Origin of the sequence: Pseudomonas sp. PSB11 (genome assembly GCF_014596605.1) — a bacterium.
Classification (GTDB): Bacteria; Pseudomonadota; Gammaproteobacteria; order Pseudomonadales; family Pseudomonadaceae; genus Aquipseudomonas; species Aquipseudomonas umsongensis.
This window is the reverse complement of record NZ_NOIO01000045.1, coordinates 1-21,725: the sequence shown is the minus strand read 5'-3', so window position 1 is coordinate 21,725 and position 21,725 is coordinate 1. Positions and strand designations below refer to the sequence as shown.

21 protein-coding genes are annotated in these 21,725 nt (G+C 62.7%); 16 read left to right on the top strand and 5 right to left on the bottom strand.

What is annotated here, in order from left to right:
• Positions 1 to 131: aldehyde dehydrogenase family protein (locus CGA21_RS30545; RefSeq protein ID WP_345894469.1), on the top strand; the 131-nt coding region annotated here is incomplete at its 5' end.
• Between the two features lie 104 nt (positions 132 to 235).
• On the opposite strand, the gene CGA21_RS28920 is transcribed toward CGA21_RS30545, so the two are convergent.
• Positions 236 to 472: a hypothetical protein gene (locus CGA21_RS28920; RefSeq protein WP_020801332.1), complete on the bottom strand. Its 237-nt coding sequence runs from the start codon at positions 470 to 472 to the stop codon at positions 236 to 238.
• Between the two features lie 178 nt (positions 473 to 650).
• On the opposite strand from CGA21_RS28920, the gene CGA21_RS28915 reads away from it, so the two are divergent.
• From CGA21_RS28915 to yghX, 6 genes are all read left to right on the top strand, one after another.
• The gene (locus CGA21_RS28915; protein ID WP_188265621.1) at positions 651 to 2,414 is read left to right on the top strand and encodes an L-lactate permease; all 1,764 of its coding nucleotides are present in this window, start codon (positions 651 to 653) and stop codon (positions 2,412 to 2,414) included.
• Between the two features lie 243 nt (positions 2,415 to 2,657).
• The gene (gene glcD, locus CGA21_RS28910; RefSeq protein WP_188265620.1) at positions 2,658 to 4,157 is read left to right on the top strand and encodes a glycolate oxidase subunit GlcD; all 1,500 of its coding nucleotides are present in this window, start codon (positions 2,658 to 2,660) and stop codon (positions 4,155 to 4,157) included.
• The gene (glcE, locus tag CGA21_RS28905; protein ID WP_188265619.1) at positions 4,157 to 5,221 is read left to right on the top strand and encodes a glycolate oxidase subunit GlcE; all 1,065 of its coding nucleotides are present in this window, start codon (positions 4,157 to 4,159) and stop codon (positions 5,219 to 5,221) included. Before glcD ends, glcE begins: the two co-directional genes overlap by 1 nt.
• Positions 5,222 to 5,224: 3 nt before the next feature.
• Entirely contained in the window at positions 5,225 to 6,445 is a 1,221-nt protein-coding gene (gene glcF, locus CGA21_RS28900; protein ID WP_188265618.1) for a glycolate oxidase subunit GlcF, read from the top strand.
• Positions 6,446 to 6,464: 19 nt separating this feature from the next.
• On the top strand, positions 6,465 to 6,866 hold the full coding sequence (locus tag CGA21_RS28895) for a heme-binding protein (RefSeq protein WP_110750525.1): 402 nt from the start codon (positions 6,465 to 6,467) through the stop codon (positions 6,864 to 6,866).
• 54 nt (positions 6,867 to 6,920) lie between these two features.
• The gene (gene yghX / locus CGA21_RS28890) at positions 6,921 to 7,808 is read left to right on the top strand and encodes a YghX family hydrolase (protein ID WP_188265617.1); all 888 of its coding nucleotides are present in this window, start codon (positions 6,921 to 6,923) and stop codon (positions 7,806 to 7,808) included.
• Between the two features lie 476 nt (positions 7,809 to 8,284).
• Here yghX and CGA21_RS28885 read toward each other — a convergent pair whose 3' ends face one another.
• From CGA21_RS28885 to CGA21_RS28875, 3 genes are all read right to left on the bottom strand, one after another.
• Positions 8,285 to 8,938, bottom strand: a complete 654-nt coding sequence (locus CGA21_RS28885) for a peroxiredoxin (protein ID WP_020796455.1) — start codon at positions 8,936 to 8,938, stop codon at positions 8,285 to 8,287.
• A gap of 104 nt (positions 8,939 to 9,042) precedes the next feature.
• Positions 9,043 to 9,987, bottom strand: a complete 945-nt coding sequence (locus CGA21_RS28880; protein ID WP_110750531.1) for an aldo/keto reductase — start codon at positions 9,985 to 9,987, stop codon at positions 9,043 to 9,045.
• Complete coding sequence (locus tag CGA21_RS28875; RefSeq protein ID WP_188265616.1) at positions 9,984 to 11,261, bottom strand: NTP/NDP exchange transporter; 1,278 nt, start codon at positions 11,259 to 11,261, stop codon at positions 9,984 to 9,986. Before CGA21_RS28875 ends, CGA21_RS28880 begins: the two co-directional genes overlap by 4 nt.
• A gap of 52 nt (positions 11,262 to 11,313) precedes the next feature.
• Here CGA21_RS28875 and CGA21_RS28870 point away from each other — a divergent pair, with 52 nt between their 5' ends.
• From CGA21_RS28870 to CGA21_RS28860, 3 genes are all read left to right on the top strand, one after another.
• A complete protein-coding gene (locus CGA21_RS28870) occupies positions 11,314 to 12,102 on the top strand; it encodes an alpha/beta hydrolase (protein ID WP_110750535.1) in 789 nt (262 codons plus the stop codon).
• Positions 12,103 to 12,233: 131 nt separating this feature from the next.
• The gene (locus CGA21_RS28865; RefSeq protein WP_110750537.1) at positions 12,234 to 12,863 is read left to right on the top strand and encodes a hypothetical protein; all 630 of its coding nucleotides are present in this window, start codon (positions 12,234 to 12,236) and stop codon (positions 12,861 to 12,863) included.
• A gap of 18 nt (positions 12,864 to 12,881) precedes the next feature.
• On the top strand, positions 12,882 to 13,511 hold the full coding sequence (locus tag CGA21_RS28860; protein ID WP_188265615.1) for a helix-turn-helix transcriptional regulator: 630 nt from the start codon (positions 12,882 to 12,884) through the stop codon (positions 13,509 to 13,511).
• Here the strand turns inward: CGA21_RS28860 and CGA21_RS28855 are convergent.
• Entirely contained in the window at positions 13,474 to 14,397 is a 924-nt protein-coding gene (locus CGA21_RS28855; protein ID WP_188265614.1) for a LysR family transcriptional regulator, read from the bottom strand. The two genes, CGA21_RS28860 and CGA21_RS28855, sit on opposite strands and share 38 nt — an antisense overlap.
• 91 nt (positions 14,398 to 14,488) lie before the next feature.
• Here CGA21_RS28855 and CGA21_RS28850 point away from each other — a divergent pair, with 91 nt between their 5' ends.
• From CGA21_RS28850 to CGA21_RS28825, 6 genes are all read left to right on the top strand, one after another.
• The gene (locus CGA21_RS28850; protein ID WP_188265613.1) at positions 14,489 to 15,931 is read left to right on the top strand and encodes an aldehyde dehydrogenase family protein; all 1,443 of its coding nucleotides are present in this window, start codon (positions 14,489 to 14,491) and stop codon (positions 15,929 to 15,931) included.
• A 13-nt stretch (positions 15,932 to 15,944) separates the two neighbouring features.
• Positions 15,945 to 16,931 carry a dipeptidase gene (locus CGA21_RS28845; RefSeq protein WP_110750545.1) on the top strand — a complete coding sequence of 329 codons (987 nt, stop codon included), beginning with the start codon at positions 15,945 to 15,947 and terminating at the stop codon, positions 16,929 to 16,931.
• A 126-nt stretch (positions 16,932 to 17,057) separates the two neighbouring features.
• Positions 17,058 to 18,611 carry a BCCT family transporter gene (locus CGA21_RS28840; RefSeq protein WP_110750547.1) on the top strand — a complete coding sequence of 518 codons (1,554 nt, stop codon included), beginning with the start codon at positions 17,058 to 17,060 and terminating at the stop codon, positions 18,609 to 18,611.
• A 23-nt stretch (positions 18,612 to 18,634) separates the two neighbouring features.
• Positions 18,635 to 20,350, top strand: coding sequence for a hypothetical protein (locus tag CGA21_RS28835; RefSeq protein WP_188265612.1), 1,716 nt, complete (start codon positions 18,635 to 18,637; stop codon positions 20,348 to 20,350).
• 1 nt (position 20,351) lies between these two features.
• Positions 20,352 to 21,065 (top strand): DUF3726 domain-containing protein, encoded by a 714-nt coding sequence (locus tag CGA21_RS28830; protein ID WP_188265611.1) that lies wholly within the window; start codon positions 20,352 to 20,354, stop codon positions 21,063 to 21,065.
• A 28-nt stretch (positions 21,066 to 21,093) separates the two neighbouring features.
• Entirely contained in the window at positions 21,094 to 21,465 is a 372-nt protein-coding gene (locus CGA21_RS28825) for a RidA family protein (RefSeq protein WP_110750553.1), read from the top strand.
• Positions 21,466 to 21,725 lie beyond the last annotated feature (260 nt).

Genomic DNA, 21,725 nt, shown 5'->3' with positions numbered 1-21,725 from the left:
TCAACACGCACTTCATGCTGGTCAGCGAAATGCCCCATGGCGGGCAGAAGTTGTCGGGGTATGGCAAGGACATGTCGATGTATGGGCTGGAGGATTACACCGTCGTGCGGCATGTGATGTTCAAGCACTAAAAATCAAACGCTTCGCGAGCAGGCTCGCTCCCACAGTTGAGCGAATTTCCCCTGTGGGAGCGAGCCTGCTCGCGAATATCGCATCGCCAATCCCCAGCCATGCGCTACAAGGTTCTCTGGCTGTTGCCGATGCCCTTGGCAATGTCGATCCCCCAGTCCATCGCCGCTTCCATGTCCAGCATATGGGGTTTTGGATCGTGGTTTTCGTCAATGACCGAGCCGTCCGGCCGGTAAACGCCGATGAACATTCCCAATGAGCCGTCCTTCAGTATCTCGGCCTTGACCTTGATGCTGCATCCGTTCGAAAGCGTCTCCTTGTGCTCGATATGGCGCTCAGTCATTGCTGCTCCCCTCCCACGATTGATTTCGGCCTATCGGCAATGCTAGCTCAGCCGCCTGCCAAGCGCCGATCGAGGCGACGGCCACCGCGCCCTGACAGCGGCGCAATGGCACCTATACTAGAGGCCACCTCCCCCCCAAGGGGCTGCACTCCCAACAACAAAAAAGCAGAGGTGGAACATGGTCTGGCAGCAAATCTACGATCCGTTCAACAACCCGGTGCTTTCGACCCTCATGGCAGCCGTGCCGGTGGTGGTGATGCTCGCAGCCCTGGCCTTCTTCCATGTCAAGGCACACCTGGCGGCACTGCTCGCCCTGGCCTCGGCCCTGGTGATCGCGATTTTCGCCTTCGGCATGCCCGCCGGCATGGCCGGGTCGGCGGCGCTGTACGGTGCCGCCAACGGTTTGTTGCCCATTGGCTGGATTGTGTTGAACATCATTTTCCTGCACCGGCTGACGACCGAGAACGGCTCGTTCAAAGTGCTGCAGGACTCTCTGGCGCGGATCACCGACGATCGCCGCCTGCAATTGCTGCTGATTGCCTTCTGCTTCGGCGCCTTTTTCGAAGGCGCCGCGGGGTTCGGTACGCCGGTGGCGGTGACCGGGGCGATCCTCATCGGCCTGGGCTTTTCACCACTGGCCGCTTCGGGCCTGGCGCTGATCGCCAATACCGCCCCCGTGGCCTTCGGTGCGCTGGGTACTCCGATCATCACCCTGGCCAAAGTCACCGGGCTCGATGAAATGGAGCTGTCGATGATGGTCGGTCGGCAACTGCCGTTCTTCTCGGTCATCGTGCCCTTTTGGCTGATCTGGGCCTTCGCCGGCTGGCGCAAGATGCTGGAAATCTGGCCGGCGATCCTGATTGCCGGGGTCAGTTTTGCCATCCCGCAGTTCATCGTGTCCAACTATCACGGGCCGATGCTGGTGGACGTGATCGCCGCGCTGATCTCCATGGCCTGCCTGACGGGTTTCCTCAAAGTGTGGAAACCGGCCACCGTGCATACCTCCGCTGCCCTGTCCGGGCGCGTCGATAACTCGGCCATCGCCGAGGAACATGACCAAAAACCAGTCGCGAGCGCAGCCTTTGCCAGCGACGCCAAGCCCGCGGTGATGCGCGCCTGGATGCCGTGGATCATCCTCACGGTCTTCGTTTTCGCCTGGGGGACCCAAGGGTTCAAGAACATGTTCGACACCCGCCCGGCGATCGATCCGGCCACCAGCGCGGCCAAACTGGATCCCCAGGGTAAACCGTTGCGCGAGGCCAACCCGATTTTCGCCCCGGTCCTGACCTTCACCACGATTCATCAGCAGATCGAGAAGGTTCCGCCCGTGGTGCCTGCGCCGAAAACCGAAGACGCGATCTACAAGTTCACCTGGTTCACTGCCACCGGCACCGGCATTCTGCTGTCGGCGATCCTCGGGGGGCTGTTGATGGGCTACTCCATCCCGCAGCTGATCCACCAATACCTGCGCACGCTGTGGGTGGTGCGCTATTCACTGATCACCATTACCGCGATGCTCGCCCTCGGGTTTCTCACCCGCTACTCGGGGCTGGATGCGACCATGGGCCTGGCCTTTGCCGCGACAGGAGTTTTCTACCCCATGTTCGGCACCCTGCTCGGCTGGCTCGGCGTGGCGCTGACCGGCTCGGACACCGCCTCCAACGTGCTGTTCGGCGGCTTGCAACGGGTGACTGCCGAGCAACTGGGGCTGAGCCCGGTATTGATGGCCGCCGCCAACAGTTCCGGCGGGGTCATGGGCAAGATGGTCGACGCGCAGTCGATCGTGGTGGCCTCCACCGCCACCCGCTGGTATGGCCATGAAGGGGAGATCCTGCGCTATGTATTTTTCCACTCGATCATCCTGGCGATCCTGGTGGGCGGCCTGGTGACGTTGCAGGCCTATGTCGCACCGTTCAGTCATATGGTGGTGGGCGGCCATTGATCGGACAACCCGGGCAATCACCCAAATGCTGTTCCCTTGTGGCGAGGGGATTTATCCCCGTTCGGCTGCGAAGCAGTCGTAAATGCCAACAACTCGTTCTGTTTGAACGGACGCTGAGGGCCGCTCCGCAGTCCAACGGGGATAAATCCCCTCGCCACAAATGTGGGGCTGGGGCTCACAAGTAAGTGATCAGCATTAAGGCAATCGCCCGGGCTTTCATGAACGGAGTATCGTAAAACGACTATGAATATTCTCTACGATGAACGCGTTGATGGCGCTCTGCCAGAGGTCGACAAGGCCGCGCTGTTGCAGGCCTTGCGCACGCAGTTGCCCGATCTGGAGATCCTGCACCAGCAGGAAGAACTCAAGCCGTACGAATGCGACGGGCTGAGCGCCTACCGCACCACGCCGATGCTGGTGGTGCTGCCGCGGGACATCGCCCAGGTCCAGGGCGTATTGCGCCTGTGCCACGCATGCCGGGTACCGGTCGTCGCCCGGGGCGCCGGGACCGGTCTGTCTGGCGGCGCGTTGCCCCTGGAAAAAGGCGTGCTGCTGGTGATGGCCCGCTTCAACCAGATTCTGCAGATCGACCCTGCCGCCCGTACCGCGAGGGTGCAACCGGGGGTGCGCAACCTGGCGATCTCCCAGGCCGCCGCGCCGTTCGGCCTGTACTACGCGCCCGACCCGTCCTCGCAAATCGCCTGCTCGATTGGCGGCAACGTCGCCGAAAACGCCGGCGGCGTGCATTGCCTGAAATACGGCCTGACCGTGCATAACCTGCTCAAGGTCGACATCCTCACCGTCGAGGGCGAACACCTGACCCTGGGCTCCGACGCCCTGGACTCTCCTGGCCTGGACCTGTTGGCCTTGTTCACCGGCTCCGAAGGCATGCTCGGGGTGATCACCGAGGTCACGGTCAAATTACTGCCCAAGCCGCAGTCCGCCAAGGTGCTGCTGGCGGCGTTCGACTCCGTGGAAAAAGCCGGCCGCGCCGTCGGCGACATCATTGCCGCCGGCATCATCCCGGGCGGCCTGGAGATGATGGACAACCTGGCCATCCGCGCCGCCGAAGACTTCATCCACGCCGGTTACCCGGTGGAGGCCGAGGCCATCCTGCTGTGCGAACTCGACGGCGTCGAAGCCGACGTGCGTGACGATTGCGACAGCGTGCGCCAGGTGCTCGAGCAGGCCGGCGCCACCGAAGTGCGCCAGGCCCGGGATGAGGCCGAACGCGTTCGCTTCTGGGCCGGACGCAAGAACGCCTTTCCGGCGGTGGGCCGCCTGTCGCCGGATTACTACTGCATGGACGGCACCATCCCCCGTCGTGAGCTGCCGGGCGTGCTCAAGGCCATCGCCGAACTCTCGGCCGAATACGGCCTGCGGGTAGCCAACGTGTTCCATGCCGGCGACGGCAACATGCACCCGCTGATCCTGTTCGACGCCAATACACCGGGCGAACTGGATCGCGCCGAGGCCCTGGGCGGCAAGATCCTCGAGCTTTGCGTGAAAGTCGGCGGCAGCATTACCGGGGAACACGGCGTAGGCCGGGAAAAGATCAATCAGATGTGCGCGCAGTTCAACAGCGATGAGCTGACCCTGTTCCACGCAGTCAAGGCGGCCTTCGACCCCGGCGGACTGCTCAATCCCGGCAAGAACATACCGACCCTGCACCGCTGCGCCGAGTTTGGCGCCATGCATGTGCACGCAGGAAAACTGCCCTTCCCCGACCTGGAGCGTTTCTGATGCACCCACCTGCTGATCTCGATGACAGCACAGCGCTGCTGGAGCAGGTCAACCAGGCGTTGGCCAACGCCACGCCGCTGCGGATTCAGGGCGCCAACAGCAAGGCATTCCTGGGCCGCGTGACGGCGGGGGAAATACTCGATACTCGATCGCACCGGGGCATTGTCCGCTATGACCCGACGGAACTGGTGATCACGGCGCGCTGTGGCACGCCGCTGGTGGAACTGGCAAGCGTGCTGGACGCCGCGCAGCAGATGTTGCCCTGCGAACCGCCGGCCTTCGGCGATGACGCCACCGTCGGCGGCATGATCGCTTGCGGGCTGTCCGGACCGCGCCGGCCGTGGTCGGGGTCGGTGAGGGATTTCGTGCTGGGCACGCGGGTGATCACCGGCCTGGGCAAGCATTTGCGTTTCGGTGGCGAGGTCATGAAAAACGTCGCCGGTTACGACCTGTCACGCCTGATGGCCGGCAGTTACGGTTCCCTGGGCCTGATCACCGAGGTCTCGCTCAAGGTCCTGCCCAAGCCCCGGCAGACCCTGAGCATCAGCCTGCAAATGAACGTGGAGCAAGCTTTGCTGCGCCTGGCGGAATGGGGCCAGCAACCGCTGCCGATCAGCGCCGCCTGTCATGACGGCGAGTGCCTGCACCTGCGGCTCGAGGGCGGCGAAGGCTCGGTGGCGGCGGCCCACGATCGTCTGGGCGGCGAGGTGCTCGACGCTTCGTATTGGGCCGATCTCAACGAACAGCGCCTGGCGTTCTTCGACGAAGACCAGCCACTGTGGCGCCTGTCCGTGCCCAACAATACACCGAGCCTGTCCCTGCCCGGTCGGCAACTGATCGATTGGGGTGGTGCCCAGCGCTGGCTCAAGTCCGATGCCCGGGCAACGTTCATTCGCCAGGTCGTCGCCGAGGCTGGCGGGCACGTCACCTGCTATAGCCACGGGCTCACGGATACGCCCTTCCAGCCACTGCCCGACGCGCTGTTGCGCTACCACCAGCGCCTCAAGCAGCAACTCGACCCCCAGCGCATCTTCAACCCCGGACGCCTGTACGCGGAGTTATGAATCATGCAGACCACCTTGAGCGAACGCGCCCGCCGATTGCCCCGCGCCGAAGAAGCCGACAGCATCCTGCGCACCTGCGTGCACTGCGGTTTCTGCAACGCTACCTGCCCGACCTATCAGTTACTCGGCGATGAGCTCGATGGCCCGCGCGGGCGCATCTACCTGATCAAGCAGGTGCTGGAAGGCAACGAGGTCACGGCAAAGACCCAACTGCACCTGGATCGCTGTCTGTCGTGCCGCAACTGCGAGACCACCTGCCCGTCGGGGGTCGATTACCATAACTTGCTGGACATCGGCCGCGCCGTGGTCGATGCAGCGGTGCCGCGTCCGATCGGCCAGCGGCTGTTGCGCGAGGGGCTGCGCAAGCTGGTGCCGCATCCAGACCTGTTCAAACACCTGGTCAACAGCGGCCAGACACTGCGCGCGCTGCTGCCCGGTACGCTGCAGGGCAAACTGCCGCGCAACCTCCCGGTGCCCAAGCAGCGTCCCGCCACCCGCCATGCCCGGCAGGTATTGATGCTCGAAGGTTGCGTGCAGCCCGCACTGTCGCCCAATACCAACGTGGCTGCCGCCAGGGTGCTGGACCGGCTGGGCATCAGCGTCATGCCGGCCCGCGAGGCCGGGTGTTGCGGTGCCGTGGATTATCACCTGGACGCCCAGGCGGCCGGCCTTGATCGTGCCCGGCACAACATCGACGCCTGGTGGCCGGCCATTGAACAAGGCGCCGAGGCCATCGTGCAAACCGCCAGCGGTTGCGGTGCCTTTATCAAGGATTACGGGCACCTGCTCGAACGCGATCCAGCCTATGCCGACAAGGCAAAAAAGGTCAGCGCGCTGGCCCGGGACCTGGTGGAAGTATTGCGCGACGAACCGCTGGAACAACTGGGCATCCACAACGCCCACCGCGTGGCGTTCCATTGCCCCTGCACCTTGCAGCACGCGCAAAAACTCGGTGGCGCGGTGGAGAAGCTGCTGATCCGCCTTGGGTTCAACCTCACCACTGTTCCAGACAGCCATTTGTGCTGCGGTTCGGCAGGCACCTATTCGCTGACCCAACCGGAACTGGCCCGGCAACTGCGCGACAACAAGATGAATGCCCTGGAAAGCGGCTACCCCGAAGTCATCGTCACCGCCAATATCGGTTGCCAGTCGCACCTCGACGGCGCGGGCCGCACCCCCGTCCGGCACTGGATCGAACTGGTCGAAGACGCCCTGTCCCAATAACGCCCACTGGAGAACGCCCATGAACCGCAAAGCCGTCCTGAGCCAGGTCGAAGTCAGCCGGATCCTCGTTGCCGCGCGCACCGAAGCCCAGGCCAACCAATGGCCGGTGACCATTGTCGTGGTCGATGACGGAGGGCATCCCCTGGCCCTCGAACGCCTCGATGGCGCCTCGCCCATCAGCGCCTACATCGCTCTCGAAAAAGCCCGTACTTCGGCCCTGGGGCGGCGCGAATCCAAAGGCTATGAAGAGATGGTCAATGGCGGGCGCACGGCCTTTTTGTCGGCACCGCTGCTGACCTCGCTCGAAGGCGGGGTACCGATCACGGTCGACGGCCAGGTGATCGGCGCGGTCGGGGTGTCCGGGGTCAAGGCCGAACAGGATGCACAAGTGGCGAAAGCCGGGGCGCAGTGCCTCGGTTGACCACAGGGCATGTCGCTGCAAGAGCCATCAATCCGCCGAAGAGGAAGCGCACCGATGCCCCGTCTCACTGCAAAAGACTTTTCCCCGCAACTGCTGGAACTCTACGACTACTACGCCCATGGCCTGATCAACCGGCGCGAATTTCTCGACCGCGCCGCGCTGTTCACCCTGGGTGGCTTGACCGCCAGTGCACTGCTGGCGTCCCTGAGCCCGGATTACGCCCTTGCCGAACAGGTCGAATTCACCGACCCGGACATCATCGCCGAGTACGTCACCTACCCCTCCCCAAAAGGTAACGGGCAGGTGCGTGCCTATCTGGTGCGCCCGGCAAAAGCCGCCGGCAAGGTCGCGGCGGTGGTGGTCGTGCATGAAAACCGTGGGCTCAACCCTTACATCGAAGACGTGGCGCGGCGCTTGGCCAAGGCCGGTTTCATCGCCCTCGCCCCGGATGGCTTGAGCTCGGTCGGCGGCTACCCGGGCAACGACGACAAGGGCCGTGCACTTCAGGAAAAGGTCGACCCGCAAAAGCTCATGAATGACTTCTTCGCCGCCGTCGAGTGGATGATGAAACATCCCGACTCCAGCGGAAAAGTCGGTATCACCGGTTTCTGTTATGGCGGTGGCGTCACCAATGCGGCAGCCGTGGCTTACCCGGAACTGGGCGCCGCCGTGTCGTTCTACGGCCGGCAACCGGACGCCAAGGATGTGCCCCGGATCAAGGCGCCGGTGATGCTGCACTACGGTGAACTGGATACGCGCATCAACGAAGGCTGGCCCGCCTATGAGCAGGCGCTGAAGGCCGGCGGCAAGACCTATGAAGCCTATATCTATCCCGGCGCCAACCATGGCTTTCACAACGACTCCACGCCGCGTTATGACGAGGCGGCGGCGAAGCTGGCCTGGGAGCGGACGCTGGGGTGGTTTCGTAAATATCTGGTGTGATTGAAGGTTGGATTGGGTGTATATCCGTTGCAGAGGTAACGGCCACTTAGGGTTTCGCCCTTACGGCGAGTCACTTGGAAAAACGGAGCGCCGGGGGGCAAGAAAATCAAAAGCCAAAGCAACAGCGAGGCGGCCTTACAGCCGACCTGATCGCAGGTCTGTTCGCGTTCCCCCTGTGGGAGCGAGCCTGCTCGCGATGGTCGTCAACGATAACGCGCCCTTTCTGGATGAGCGCGTTGTCTGGACATTTTTCGCGAGCAGACTCGCTCCCACAGTGGATTGGGGATATCTGGAAAAGTCAGGTCGGCTTTAAGGCCGCCTCGCTTTTGTTTTTGATCTGGGCGCCCCGTTAACCACGATGGCCCATCGCGGCGACCCACGGAGCAATGCCGGAGAGAGGGCATGCCGAGCCCTCGTATAGCATTCCCCCTGTACACCGTCCCGGCGGGAGCGGTGTACAAGTCACCCACCAGGGCCTACTTGGGTTGCGGCACCACGCGCAAATACGGTTTCAGGGTCTTGAATCCATCCGGATACTTCTTCCTCGCATCCTCATCGGAAACCGACGTCGGAATGATCACGTCTTCGCCCGGACGCCAGTTCACCGGCGTGGCGACGGTGTGCTTGGCGTTCAGTTGCAGCGAGTCGAGCAGGCGCAGCACTTCGTCGAAATTACGCCCGGCGCTCATCGGGTAGATCAGCATCGCCTTGACCTTCTTGTCCGGGCCGATGATGAACACCGAACGAACCGTGGCATTGTCCACGGCGGTGCGCTGGCCACCGCTGGCATTGGGGTGAATCATGTCGTAGAGCTTGGCCACCACCAGGTTGTCGTCACCGATCATCGGATAGTTCACCGCATGGCCCTGGGTTTCCTCGATGTCGCCGACCCAAGCGCGGTGGTCGCTGACCGGGTCGATGCTCAAGCCGACGATCTTGGTGTTGCGTTTGTCGAACTCGGGCTTCAGCCGGGCCATATAGCCAAGCTCGGTGGTGCAGACCGGGGTGAAGTCTTTCGGGTGCGAGAACAGGATGGCCCATTTGTCGCCAATCCATTCGTGGAAGTGAATCGGCCCCTCGGTACTGTCGGCGGTGAAATCCGGTGCCTCATCGCCAATGCGGATAGTCATGTTCGATCTCCTTGGTGTAATGGTCGGGGATGTCTTGCATGCTCAGGTTTTTCGGACCTCAATCAGTGTAGTCAGGAACACGCTTTTCAAAACCTTCCCTGGCGTCAATCCAGCAAAGCGATCAACTGATGACGTTGCGCATCGGTAAGCATCGGGCCGAAACCGGCGCTGGCGTTTTCCGTCATGTAGCGCGGGTTGCCGGTGCCGGGGATGACGCAGGTCACCGCCGAATGCGACAACAGGAACTTGAGTGCCAAAGGTGGCCAACTCTTGATCCCGACTTGCGCGGCCCAACCGGGCAACGGTTTGCCCTGCAACCGCGCGATCAATCCACCGCCGCCGAACGGCCGATTGCAGATCACTGCGACACCGCGGTCGCGACACAGTGGCAGGAGGCGTTTTTCGACGCCGCGATCATCCAGCGCATAGTTGATCTGCAGGAAGTCCAGCGGCTCAGCCTTGAGCACGGCCTCCACGTCGTCATAGGCCGACGCGGTGTAATGGGTGATGCCGATGTAGCGAATGCGTCCTTCTTCCTTCCACTGGCGCAGGGTCGGCAGGTGGGTTTGCCAGTCCAGCAGGTTGTGGATCTGCATCAGGTCGATGCGGTCGGTTTGCAGCAGCTTGAACGATTGCTCCATCTGCGCGATGCCTTCCTCGCGGCCACGGGTCCACACCTTGGTCGCCAGGAACGCTGGCGATCGTGGCTCGTGAATCGACAGCAGCTCGCCGGTGGTCTGCTCGGCGCGACCGTACATGGGCGAGCTGTCGATGACCTTGCCGCCCTTTTCAAACAACGCGTCAAGCACGGCTGGCAAGCTGCGGTACGCAGGATCCGAAGGCGCCACATCGAAGCCGCGATAGGTGCCAAGGCCGACAGCGGGCAATGGCTCTTTGCTGGAAGGAATGACGCGGGTCATCATGGTCTTGCCTCCTGTTCCCGCCGCTGGCGAGGTTTGCGCACCGCTCGGGCCGAGCGTGAAGACCGCCGAAGCGGCGGCAGCCAGCGTGAGTATTTGCCTGCGGGTCAAACCTTGCGCATGGCTCATGACGATTCCCTCACCCGTGGTATGGACTCGGCCAATCGCGCCTGGCGCCTTGCCAGCCACAGGCACAACCCGCCCCACACTCCGGCCACCGGCACGACTGCCAGCGCGACCAGGCCGAAGCCTGCGCCCAGAGCCGTCAAACCGGCCGACAGCCAACCACTGGCAGCGTCGCCGCCACGATAGACCAGGGTTTCGATCACATTCTTGGCCTTGTATTTTTCTTCACGGCTGACCACCGTCCACAGCACCTCACGCGCCGGCCGGACAACGCCGAATTCCACCGCGCGGCGCAGTCCCTGTGCCAATGCCACGCTGGCGGGCACCGGTGCCAGTGCCATGGCGCAAAACGCCACGACTGTCGCCAGGGGCAGCGCCAGCAACGCGCCACCTATGCCCACCTGGCGAATCAATGGCGCTGTCAGCAGCAACTGACAGATCAGGGTCAGCGCCGACACCAGCAAATCGACCACGGCGAAAAATTGCGTCCTGCTGCCTACATCAGCGTAGCTGCCAGCGACGATCCGTCCCTGCTCGAAATACAACAAAGTCGCGGCGCTGGTGTGCAGCAGCATGAAGGCCACCAACCCCAAGAGATAAGGCGAGTGCAGGATCAGCGTGATCCCGGCGAGCATGCTGCCCCCCAGGCGCCGTTCGTCCAATAACCGGTTGGCCTGCTGCGATTGCGTCCTCGCCAGCAGCCCCCGATAGCAGTGCACCGCCAGTTCCAGCAGCAGCGCCGCGCCGACGGTCAACGCCAGCGGGCCCAGACGAGTGGCCATGGTCGCCGCCAGCAAGGGCCCGATAAAGGTGCCCAGGGTGCCGCCGGCCGCGATACAGCCGAACAGCCGTCGTCCCTGCTCGTTGGAGAAACGGTCGACCAGCACACTCCAGAAAATCGAGACGATGAACAGGTTGTAGAGGCTGATCCAGACAAAGAACACCCGCCCGACCGTCACCGGCGCTACGTGGTTGCCGATCAACAGGCCAAACACCAGCATCGACACGGCAATCGCCCGGTAAATCAAGGGTACGAAGCGCGTGGCCGGCAGCCGCGACGCCAGCGTGCCAAACACCGGCACCATCAGCAGCATCACCACGAAGGTGGCGGTGAACAGCCACTGCAACTTCTCGACGCCGCCCTCAAGGCCCAAGGCATCGCGCAACGGTCGTACCAGGTAATAGCTGGCAAGCACGCAGAAATGGAACGCAAAACCCAAGGCCAGGGCCGCTTTTTCCGCAGGCAACACGTTGAGCCACTTGAGCGCCATGGGCATCGATGCCCTCCTTTACCGCCAGCTACACTCTGACAGCACCCCGGAGCCGTCAATGTTGCCCACTAACGTTAGCCGAATGTCTCGTACCCTGGTGTTACTCGTCGTCATCGCCGCTGTGCTGTACCTGGCGCTCTGCGCGGCCCTGTTCGTGTTTCAGCGCGCACTGATCTATTACCCGCAGCCCCGCGCCGTCGACTCGCCCGAGACACTGCTGACGTTGCCCGTGGACGAGGCGCAGGTGTTGGTGTCGGTGCGGTCGCATGCCGGGCCCAAGGCGCTGATTTATTTCGGTGGCAATGCCGAGGACGTCTCGCGCAGCCTGCCGGAGTTTGACCGGGCCTTTCCCGAGCATGCCCTGTACTTGCTGCATTACCGTGGATACGGTGGCAGCAGCGGTTCACCGTCCGAAGAAGCGATTGCTCGCGATGCCATGAGCTTGTTCGACAAGGTCTACGCCGACCACCCGCAGGTGGTGGTGGTCGGACGCAGCCTGGGCTCGGGGGTCGCGGTGCGCCTGGCCAGTTATCGGCCGGTGGCGAAACTGCTGCTGATCACGCCATACAACAGCCTGGAGGAACTGGCGGAGCGCCAGTTCCGCTGGCTACCGGTACGATGGCTGCTCAAGGATAAATTCGAATCCTGGCGCTACGCCGAGCACATCACGGTGCCGACGCGCCTGATCGCCGCTGAGCACGACGAGGTGATTCCAGGCGCAAGCACCCGGCGCCTCTACAGCCATTTCCCCCCGGGCGTGGCGACGCTGCAGGTGATTGCAGGCACCGGGCACAACTCGATCGGTAATAGCCCCGAATACCTCAAGGCGCTGAGGGATGGCTTGTAATTAACTGTTGGAGCCAGGCTTGCCGGCGAACGGAACTGACCACTGATCCGGGATTTCGGCGATATCTAATAAAAACATATTTATATGCTTTAATTGATATTGTCGATCCATCCCATTCAGAGGCTGCCGTCATGAATATCAAGACACTTGCATTGATCCTCCTGGCTTTCTGTGCGCAACCGGCCTGGAGCCAGACCGCTCCCGCACCTGCTCCAACCGCCGATAGCGCCGCGCTGACCACGCGTCTGGCCTTGCGCGACCTTTGGGTGGAGCACATCTTCTGGATCAGGAACTACGCGCTCGCCAACCAGGCCGCCGACCGCCAGCAGGCAAAAGTGGCGGCGGACCAGGTGGTCGACAACGCGACTAAAATCGCCAACAGCATCGCGCCGTTCTATGGCCAACCGGCCGCCGACCAACTGCTCAAGTTGCTTGCCGGTCACTGGGGCGCGGTGAAACACTACAGCGATGCCACGGTGGCCAAGGACAGCAAAGGCAAACAGGCCGCCGTTGCGGATTTGACCAGCAATGCCAAGGCGATTGCGGCGTTCCTGGCCAGCGCCAACCCGAACCTGCCGGAAGCGACGCTGGTGAATCTGCTGTCGGCCCATGGCGGCCATCACGTCGCCCAGATCGATGAATTCGCCGCGCACGATTACGCCGGCGAAGCACGTACCTGGTCGATGATGCGCACGCATATATTGGCGCTGGCGGACGCACTGACCGCGGCGCTGGTCAAGCAATTCCCCGACAAGTTCTGACACGGCGCGAGGTACACCATGCTGCAAGGACTGGGTCGAACCCAGCAGGACCTGCTCAACGCGCTGCTGCACAAAGCTGGTGGCATGAGCATCGACGAGTTGGCCGAGCACCTGGCCGTCACGCGCACGGCGATTCGCCAACACCTGGCGGCGCTGGAGCGGGATGGCCTGGTGGCGCGCGGCGAAACCCGGCCGACGGGGCGTCGTCCTGAGCAGCTGTATCAACTCACCGACCACGCCAGGGAGCAGTTCCCGCGCCAGTATCAGCTGCTCGCCAGCGCGCTGATCGATGAAGTGGCCGACATCATCGGCCCCGAGGCGCTGGCGACGCTGATGCGCAACCTGGGTCGCAAACTGGCCCTGGACCGCGAACAGCAGGTGGTTGATGAAACGAAGATCGTGCAGCACATGAATCAGGCGGGCTATGAAGCCGAGGTGTTTTTCCGCTCATCCGGCGATCAGGAAATCGTCGCCCACAACTGCGTGTTCCACCGTCTCGCCGCCGCGCACCCGGTCGTTTGTGAACTGGACCTGGCGTTGATCGGGGCGCTGGGCGGCGCTGAAGTCGATCACACCGAATGCATGGTGCGCGGCGGTAATGTCTGTCGTTTCAAACTACGGCCGACGGAACCACCGCCCCATCACTGACCTGCCCGGGCATCTGCATCTGCGCCCGCAGGAACCCCATCAACTCGGCCGCCGCCGGCGACAGGCTATGGCCCTTGCGACACAGGATGCCGATCTGGCGCTCCACCCGGGGCTCGGCCAAGGGCAGAAACACCAGCTGTTCATTGCCCTTGGGAAACGCCAGGGACGGCAAAGTGGTGATGCCGATGCCCTCTTCGAGCATCGCGATCAGCGAAATCATGTTGGAGACGAACAGCAGGCTATTGTCGAGCAAGCTTTCCGCCTCGGTTCCCGCCAGCAGGCGCGAGGTGCCATTGCGCACCAGCGGGTAGGCTTGCAGGCTGGACCAGTGCAGCGCCCCGCCGCTAGCCACCAGCGGATGATCATGCCGGCAGACCACCCCGACCCGGTCACTCAGGATCGGCACGAACTCGATGTTGTCATCCGCCACCCACACGCTGCTGATGGCAAAGTCCACCTGTCCCTGGACCAACAACTGCTGCACGCTGTCGGCCGTGCCGTCCTGGATGCTGATCTGCATTTTCGGGTGCTCGCTCACAAACCGCGCGAGCAGGTTCGGCAACAGGCGACTGGCCACCGACGGCACCGTGGCAATGCTCACCTGGCCGATTTCGTGCCGCGCCAGCAGGCTCACTTCCCGGGCGATGCGATCGTGATGGGCGAGCAAGTCCTGAAACAGCGGCAGACAGTGCGCGCCGAATGGCGTCAGCTCGGTTTTACCGCCCTTCTCGAACAGTGGCTGGCCGAGCTTCTGTTCGAGCTCGCGCACGGCCAACGACAACGCCGGTTGCGTGCGATACGCCTGCCGGGCCGCGCCGTGGAAGCTTTTGAGCTGGGCGACGAGCACGAAATAACGCAATTGAGTGATCTTGAGCTCGGGCAACACGGTTAGTTTTCCTTATCGTTTCATATTTATTATTAATTTTTATTTGCAGAGTAATACTCTCAAGATGGGGCCAACGCAATCGGAGGTTCCCATGGCACTGCAACCCTGCAAAAACTACATTGGCGGCAACTGGTGCGAAGGCCAGGGCCTTGTCGCCAACCACAGCCCTTCGGACGTCGAAGACCTGATCGGGCACTACCACCAGGCCAGCGCCGAACAGACCCTGGACGCCATCGCGGCCGCCCGTGACGCCCAGCCGCAATGGGCCGCCACTGGCCTGGAACAACGCCAGCAAGTCCTGATGGCCATCGGCGACGAGCTGATGTCGCGCAAGCAAGAGCTCGGCGAACTGCTCTCGCGCGAAGAGGGCAAGCCGCTGGCCGAGGGCATCGGTGAAGTCCATCGCAGTGCGCAATTCTTTCACTATTACGCCGCCGAAGTGTTGCGCCAGATGGGCGAGACGGCAGCCTCGGTTCGCCCCGGGATCGAGATCGACGTCCAGCGCGAACCGGTGGGCGTGGTCGGCATCATCACCCCATGGAATTTCCCGATGGCCACCGCCGCGTGGAAGATCGCCCCAGCCCTGGCCTTCGGTAACGCCGTGGTGTTCAAGCCGGCCAACCTGGTGCCTGCCAGCGCCTGGGCCCTGACCGAGATCATCAGCCGCCAGCCCTTGCCCGCAGGCACTTTTAACCTGGTGATGGGCAGCGGCAGCGTGGTCGGTGAAAGCCTGATCCAGTCGGCCGATATCGATGCGCTGACGTTCACCGGTTCTCTGCAGACCGGTCGCCGCGTCGCGGTTGCAACCGCCGGCAACCTGGTGCGCTGCCAACTGGAGATGGGCAGCAAGAACGCCCTGGTGGTGCTCGACGATGCCGACCTGGACATCGCCGTCGAATGCGCCTTGAACGGTGCCTTTTTCGGCACCGGGCAAAAGTGCACCGCCTCCTCGCGCCTGATCGTTTGCGATGGCATCCATGACCGGTTCGTCGAGGCGCTGGTCGCGCGCATGCGCCAGCTGAAAGTCGGCCATGCCCTTGAGCAAGGAACACAGATTGGCCCCGTTGCCGAAGCTCGCCAACTGCAACAGAACCTTGATTACCTGCAGCTGGCCAAGGCAGACGGCGCGACCCTGGTCGAAGGCGGCGAGTTGCTCGCCCTGGAACCGGCCGGGCACTACATGCGCCCCGCGCTGTTCACCCACACCACCAACCAGATGCGCATCAACCGCGAAGAAGTGTTCGGACCGATTGCCTGCGTGATCCGGGTGAGCGACTACGAGCAAGCCCTGGCCGTATTGAACGACACCGAATACGGCCTCACCGCCGGGATCATCACCCAATCGCTGCGTTATGCCAGTGACTTCAAGCGCCGCGCCCGCACCGGTTGCGTGATGGTCAACCTGCCCACCGCCGGCACCGATTACCACGTGCCGTTCGGCGGCCGCAAAAACTCGAGCTTCGGTCCGCGCGAGCAAGGGCAATACGCCCGCGAATTCTACACCGTGGTCAAGACCACCTACATGCGACCTTGAACGGGAGATCACCATGCACGATTTATTGATGATCGATGGCCTGCAATATTCCAACTGGAGCGAAGACATCTTCCGCCAGATGCAGGAAGGTGGCCTGAGCGCAGTACACGCCACCATCGCCTACCACGAGAACGCCCGGGAAACCCTGTCGCGCATCGGCGAGTGGAACCGCCGTTTCGAAACCTGGCCGCAGCTGATTCGCCCGGTGCGGGAGGCCTCGGACATCCGCCTGGCCCACCAGGAAGGCCGCGTCGGTATTTTCTTCGGGTTCCAGAACTGCTCGCCTATCGAAGACGACATCAGCCTGGTCGAAGTCTTCCGCCAGCTCGGCGTGTTGATCATGCAGCTGACCTATAACAACCAGAGCCTGCTGGCCAGCGGCTGTTACGAGAACGAAGACAACGGCATCAGCCGCTTTGGCCGCCAGGTCATCGCCGAGATGAACCGCGTCGGCATGCTCATCGACATGTCCCACAGCGCCGAGCGCAGCACCCTTGAAGCCATTGAGCTGTCGAGCCGGCCGGTGATCGTCTCCCACGCCAACCCGTCGAGTTTCCATGCCGCCAAACGCAACAAGTCCGATGCCGTGCTGCGCGCGATTGCCGAGTCTGGCGGCCTGCTCGGCTTCAGCACTTACCCGTTCCACCTCAAGGGTGCCTCGGGCTGCAGCCTGGAATCGTTCTGCGACATGGTTGCCAGCACGGCCGAACTGATGGGCGTGGAGCATATCGGCATCGGCACCGACCTGTGCCAGCAGCAACCCTTGCAAGTACTTGAATGGATGCGCAACGGGCGCTGGAGCAAAGACAAGGACTACGGCGAAGGCTCCAAGGACAACGCCCACTGGCCGTCACCGCTGCAATGGTTCCGCGACAGCCGGGATTTCCCGGTCATCGCCCAGGGCCTGCGCGACCGTGGGTTCGCCGAGGACGAGGTACGCAACATCATGGGGCTCAACTGGTTGCGTCTGCTGGAAAGCGCGACACCTGCGCAAAACTGACCCTTGATCCACTGACCCTGGTTTCACACCGTGAGGACAGCACAGCATGAAAAATAACAACAATAGCCTCCCGTTCATCCCCCAAACCGGCGGTGCACAGCCCCAGACGCGTATTTTGGAGGCATCATGAAAACATCCGACACCCTGCAGGCCGACGTCCAGCCACTGGACCTTGCGCCGCCGAAAACAAACATCGACTGGCCACTGTTCCTGATCAGTGGCGGCTTCCTCGGCGCTTTCCTGATCGCAGCCCTGGTCAACATCGAGGGTGTGTCGCTACTGGTGAACACGCTGTTCGCCTGGTCGACGAAGTTCTTTGGCTTGTACTGGCAGATCCTGATGCTGGCGACCTTCGCCATGAGCCTGTTCATCTGCTTCAGCAAGTGCGGCCGCGTCAGGCTCGGCGGCGTCGACCGACGTCCCGATACCAGTACTTTCAACTGGATCGCCGTGATCATGTGCGCCCTGCTCGCCGGTGGGGGTGCCTTCTGGGCGGCGGCGGAACCGATGATGCACTTCGCCAGTCCGCCACCGCTGTTCGCGGGCATGCAACCGCATACCGAAGCGGCAGGCCACACCGCGCTCGCGCAATCGTTCGTGCACTGGGGCTTCCTCGCCTGGGCGGTTTTGGGCAGCTTGCTGGCCATTGTGCTGATGCACTTGCACTACGACAAAGGCTTGCCACTGGCACCGCGAACCTTGCTCTATCCACTGTTCGGTGAACGTGCACTCAAGGGGCCGATTGGTACCCTGGCCGACGCCACGTCGATTATCGCCGTGGTCGCCGGCACCATCGGCCCGATCGGTTTCCTCGGCCTGCAGATCAGCAGCGCGTTGCACTCGGTGTGGGGCATTCCCAACGACCTGATGGTGCAGTCCATCACCATCGTGCTGGTCACGGTGATGTACACCATCTCCTGCCTGGTCGGGCTCGAGGGAATCCGCTTCGTCAGCGGGATCAACGTCTGGCTGATGATTGGCCTGGCAGTGTTCATGGTACTGCTGGGGCCCACTGCGTTCATCCTCGGCGGTTTCCCCACGGCGTTCGCCTTGCACATCGAACAGTTCATCCCGATGACCCTGTTCCGTGCCGACCCGAAATGGCTCGACTGGTGGACGGTGTTCTACTGGGGCTGGTTCATCGGTTACGCGCCGATGGTGGCGCTCTACGTGGCGAAGATCTCCCGGGGCCGGACCATTCGCGAAGTGATCATGACCCTGTCGATCATCGCCCCGCTGGTGACCATGTTCTGGTTCACCATCGTCGGTGGCGCCGGCATCGGCATGGAATTGCAAACCCCGGGCATCGTCACCGCCCACGGCGCGCAACCGGAAGACCTGCTGCTGGGCGTGACCCAGAACCTGCCCTTGGGCGGATTGATCTCGGCGCTGTTCCTGTTCCTGAGCTTCATCTCGGTAGCCACCAATGGCGATGCCATGGCCTTCACCGTGGCGATGGCGATGTCCGCGAATGACAAACCCAAGGCATGGCTGCGCGCCTTCTGGGCGATCGGCATGGGCCTGGCCGCCGTGGTGCTGATCACCATCGGCTCGGGTGGGGTCACGGCGCTGCAATCTTTTATCGTCATCACTGCCGTACCGGTTTCGCTGCTGATCCTGCCGTCGCTCTGGGATGCACTGCGCATCGCCCGGCAGATGGCTCGTGAACAGGCAGTCTGATAATGAACAATCCAGGAATCGCAATGATGTCGCACACCGACACAGACACCTCTTCGGCCTTGCGCCCCGCCGCCCGGGTCATGGACCTGGAACGGCTGGGCAGTCACTTCCAGAGCCGCCTGAGTTTCGTGCGCAGCAGCATGCGCAAGATGATGAACGAGCAATGGCGTATCGAGCGCACTCGCTTCGATCTCGACACCGAGGGCTTCGGCACGGCGATCTATCGGATCGACACCGCCAGTGCCCACTATCATTGCGTGATTTTCTCGATGTACCTGCCGCCGGAAAAACGCAGTGACCGGGTCATCGCCGATCAGTGGGACGTCAGCTTCGTGCTGTTGGCCGGCGATGTCGACGAGGCGCAACTGGCCGACTTGCGGCGTAACGTACCGTTGCAGGAAGCCGGGCGTTTCGATGCGCGGGTACTGGTGCTGTCACGGGCCAACCGCAGCCTGCGCAACTTCGAGCGCTTCCTCGGGGCGCTGGCGGAAGGTTGCCAGCCAGACCCACGGCAACTCGCCGAGGTCGGCTACCTGTATCGCACGACCGCCGTGTACGGCAACGGCAAGTTCGGCATCGCCGACTTCAGTTGCCTGCAAGGCAATGCCGACTTCACCCAACCGTTCAGCGCGCAGATGTTCACCGTGTACCTGCTGCGACATTTCAGCATCGAGCAGATCGAGCACATGGCCCGGGCGCGCAATCCGCAACGGGCGGTCGGGTTGGACATCGAGCTGCAACGCTACCTGGGGGTCGGCAACTCCACCGGGCTGGGCATGGCGCCCTTCCTGATCAATCACCCTCAACTGGTCAATCAGTGGGTGTGTGCCCGTGAAACCGCACTGGCGAAGGTGGTGGCTCAACCGGCTGACGTGCACCGCGCGCAGCGTTTCCAGGCACTGCTGCAGCGGGCTCGGCAACACCTGCAACAAACCAGCACCGAGGATCAACGGCAAAGTGCGATCGATCGGCAGACGTTGGACGATCTCGGCCGATTGAGCGAGTGGTTCGCCTGTCAGCCTGTCAGCGCCGAACTGTGGTCACGGCTGCAAGACTGGGCCGAGCTGAATGCCGGTTTTGGCTGCCAGGAATTGCTGGTCAGCCTGCTGCTGGAGCTGTACCCCGAACAGGTCGATCCGCTGGCCGAGCAGATGTCGGTCAACGAGGGCTTTCGCCTGAACGCCGAGATGCCGCTGGACGCGCTGTGCAACCTGATCGAGACCCACTACCGCTGGGCGCTCGACTACGACCTTGAAGGGGCCGAGGCCAACCACTTCTTCTGGTATCGCTCGGCGGAAAAGGAAGAGCCGCGCCTGGGCGAGCGTGCCATGGAGCCTGGCGCGGAAAAGGAAATGCAATTGGGCATCGCCCACAACCTCCAGCGTTGCCACCGTGCCTTGCTGGCCTACCGCGAACGCCATCCGCAGCAATTGACCGCGCATTTCCTGCTCGCCCAGCCGTCGTTCAAAGGCACCGTATGCCGGCTGCAGGGCATGGCCCGTTGCGCCTTCGGGGAAATCCGCGCCAACCTGATGGACCGCAACATGCTGCCGATCCACTTGCTGCGTTGCAAACTGGCGTTCTTCGGCGCCGGCAAGTTCGACCCCAAGTCCAGCCGCTGGGTGCGCATCACCTTGTTCCAGGGTGCGCCACTGGTCAGTGAGATTGGCCAGCCTTTCGCCGATGACTGGAATTTCGCCGTGATGCCGACACTGCCCACCGCTGCCGGAGAACACTGATATGCGCGTCTCGCTCAATGAAATCCAGGTGATCTGCCGCAAGGCCTTCGAGGGTATCGGCTTCGCCCCCGGTGACTGCGACGACGCCGCCGAGATGATCGCGCGCCTGCAACTGCAAGGCCTCGATGGCATCGGCGCGTTGAAAAAGGCCTTGGCCTTTCTCCACGACGAAGTCGATCGCCCGATCGAAACCTGCTACGAAGATGCCGCGCAGTTAACCCTCGATGCCCACGGCCAAAGTGTCTTGCGCTGCGCCGCCCAGGCGGTCGAGCTAGGTGTCGGCAAGGCCTTGCGCGGCGGCAGTGCGTTGATCCGCATCCGCCATTGCCATAACCGTGTCTTGCTGCTCGGCTACCTGGCGCGCTGTGCCTCGGACGCGCTGAATTTTTGCGTGTACTGGCGCGATGCACGCCAGGAAATGGTTGCCACGTTCAGCGCCGGGCAAACCCACCCGACCCTGCGGGTGTATGACCTGCCCCAACCGGCGCAGAGCGACGAACAAAGCATCAATGTGCTGATCTCCAGGCACTTCGCGCTGCTGCCGCGACTCAGTGCCGAGGATGCCCTGCTTGCCACCTACCCGCAGCCCGCAGAGGGGCTGGTCGTCGACGATGACGTCTGGACCCAACTGAAAAAACTGGGCGAACGGGTGCTGGTGGAAAGCACCGAGGAGTCGCGTCGGCGCGGTGCTGGCGAAAGCAGCGATGCCCAATAAAACCTTGTATTGCTCCAGGAATCAATCAATGAAACACGCGATCAAGACTGACCTTTTCGCCTCCCGCGCGCCACTGGAATGGGCGGTGGTCGGCAATGGCACGCTGTACACCGCACAGATCCCCATTGACCGCGAGGGTCAGGTCGTCAGTGGCGGCATCGAGGCGCAAACCCGGCAGACCCTGGACAATCTGCGCCATACCCTGCAAGCCGCCGGCAGCACCCTGGACGCGGTTACCCAGGTGCTGATCTACGTCACTGACCGCAGCTACCTGGCGACGGTGAACGCGATCTATGGCGAGTATTTCCAGGCCCCCTACCCCAATCGCGCGGCCATCGTCGTGGCCGGGTTGGCTCGGGAGGAGATGTTGGTGGAACTGGTGGTGTACGCCTGCCTCTGACGGCCCACCAATTGCTGCGGCAACGGCCACTTAGGGTTTGATGAAAACCCTGTGGGAGCGAGCCTGCTCGCGATGGTCGTCAACGAAAACGCTGGCTGCCTGACACCCCGCGGTGCTTGCTCCTCCATCGCGAGCAGGCTCGCTTGTATGGTAGGACTTGAAGGGAGGAGGAGGGACAAGGCTCGATTCTGACTGTTGACGCAGTACAGACTGTGGGAGAGTTCGCCCCTCCTCCTTTCACCCAAGCGCCGATAAAGAAT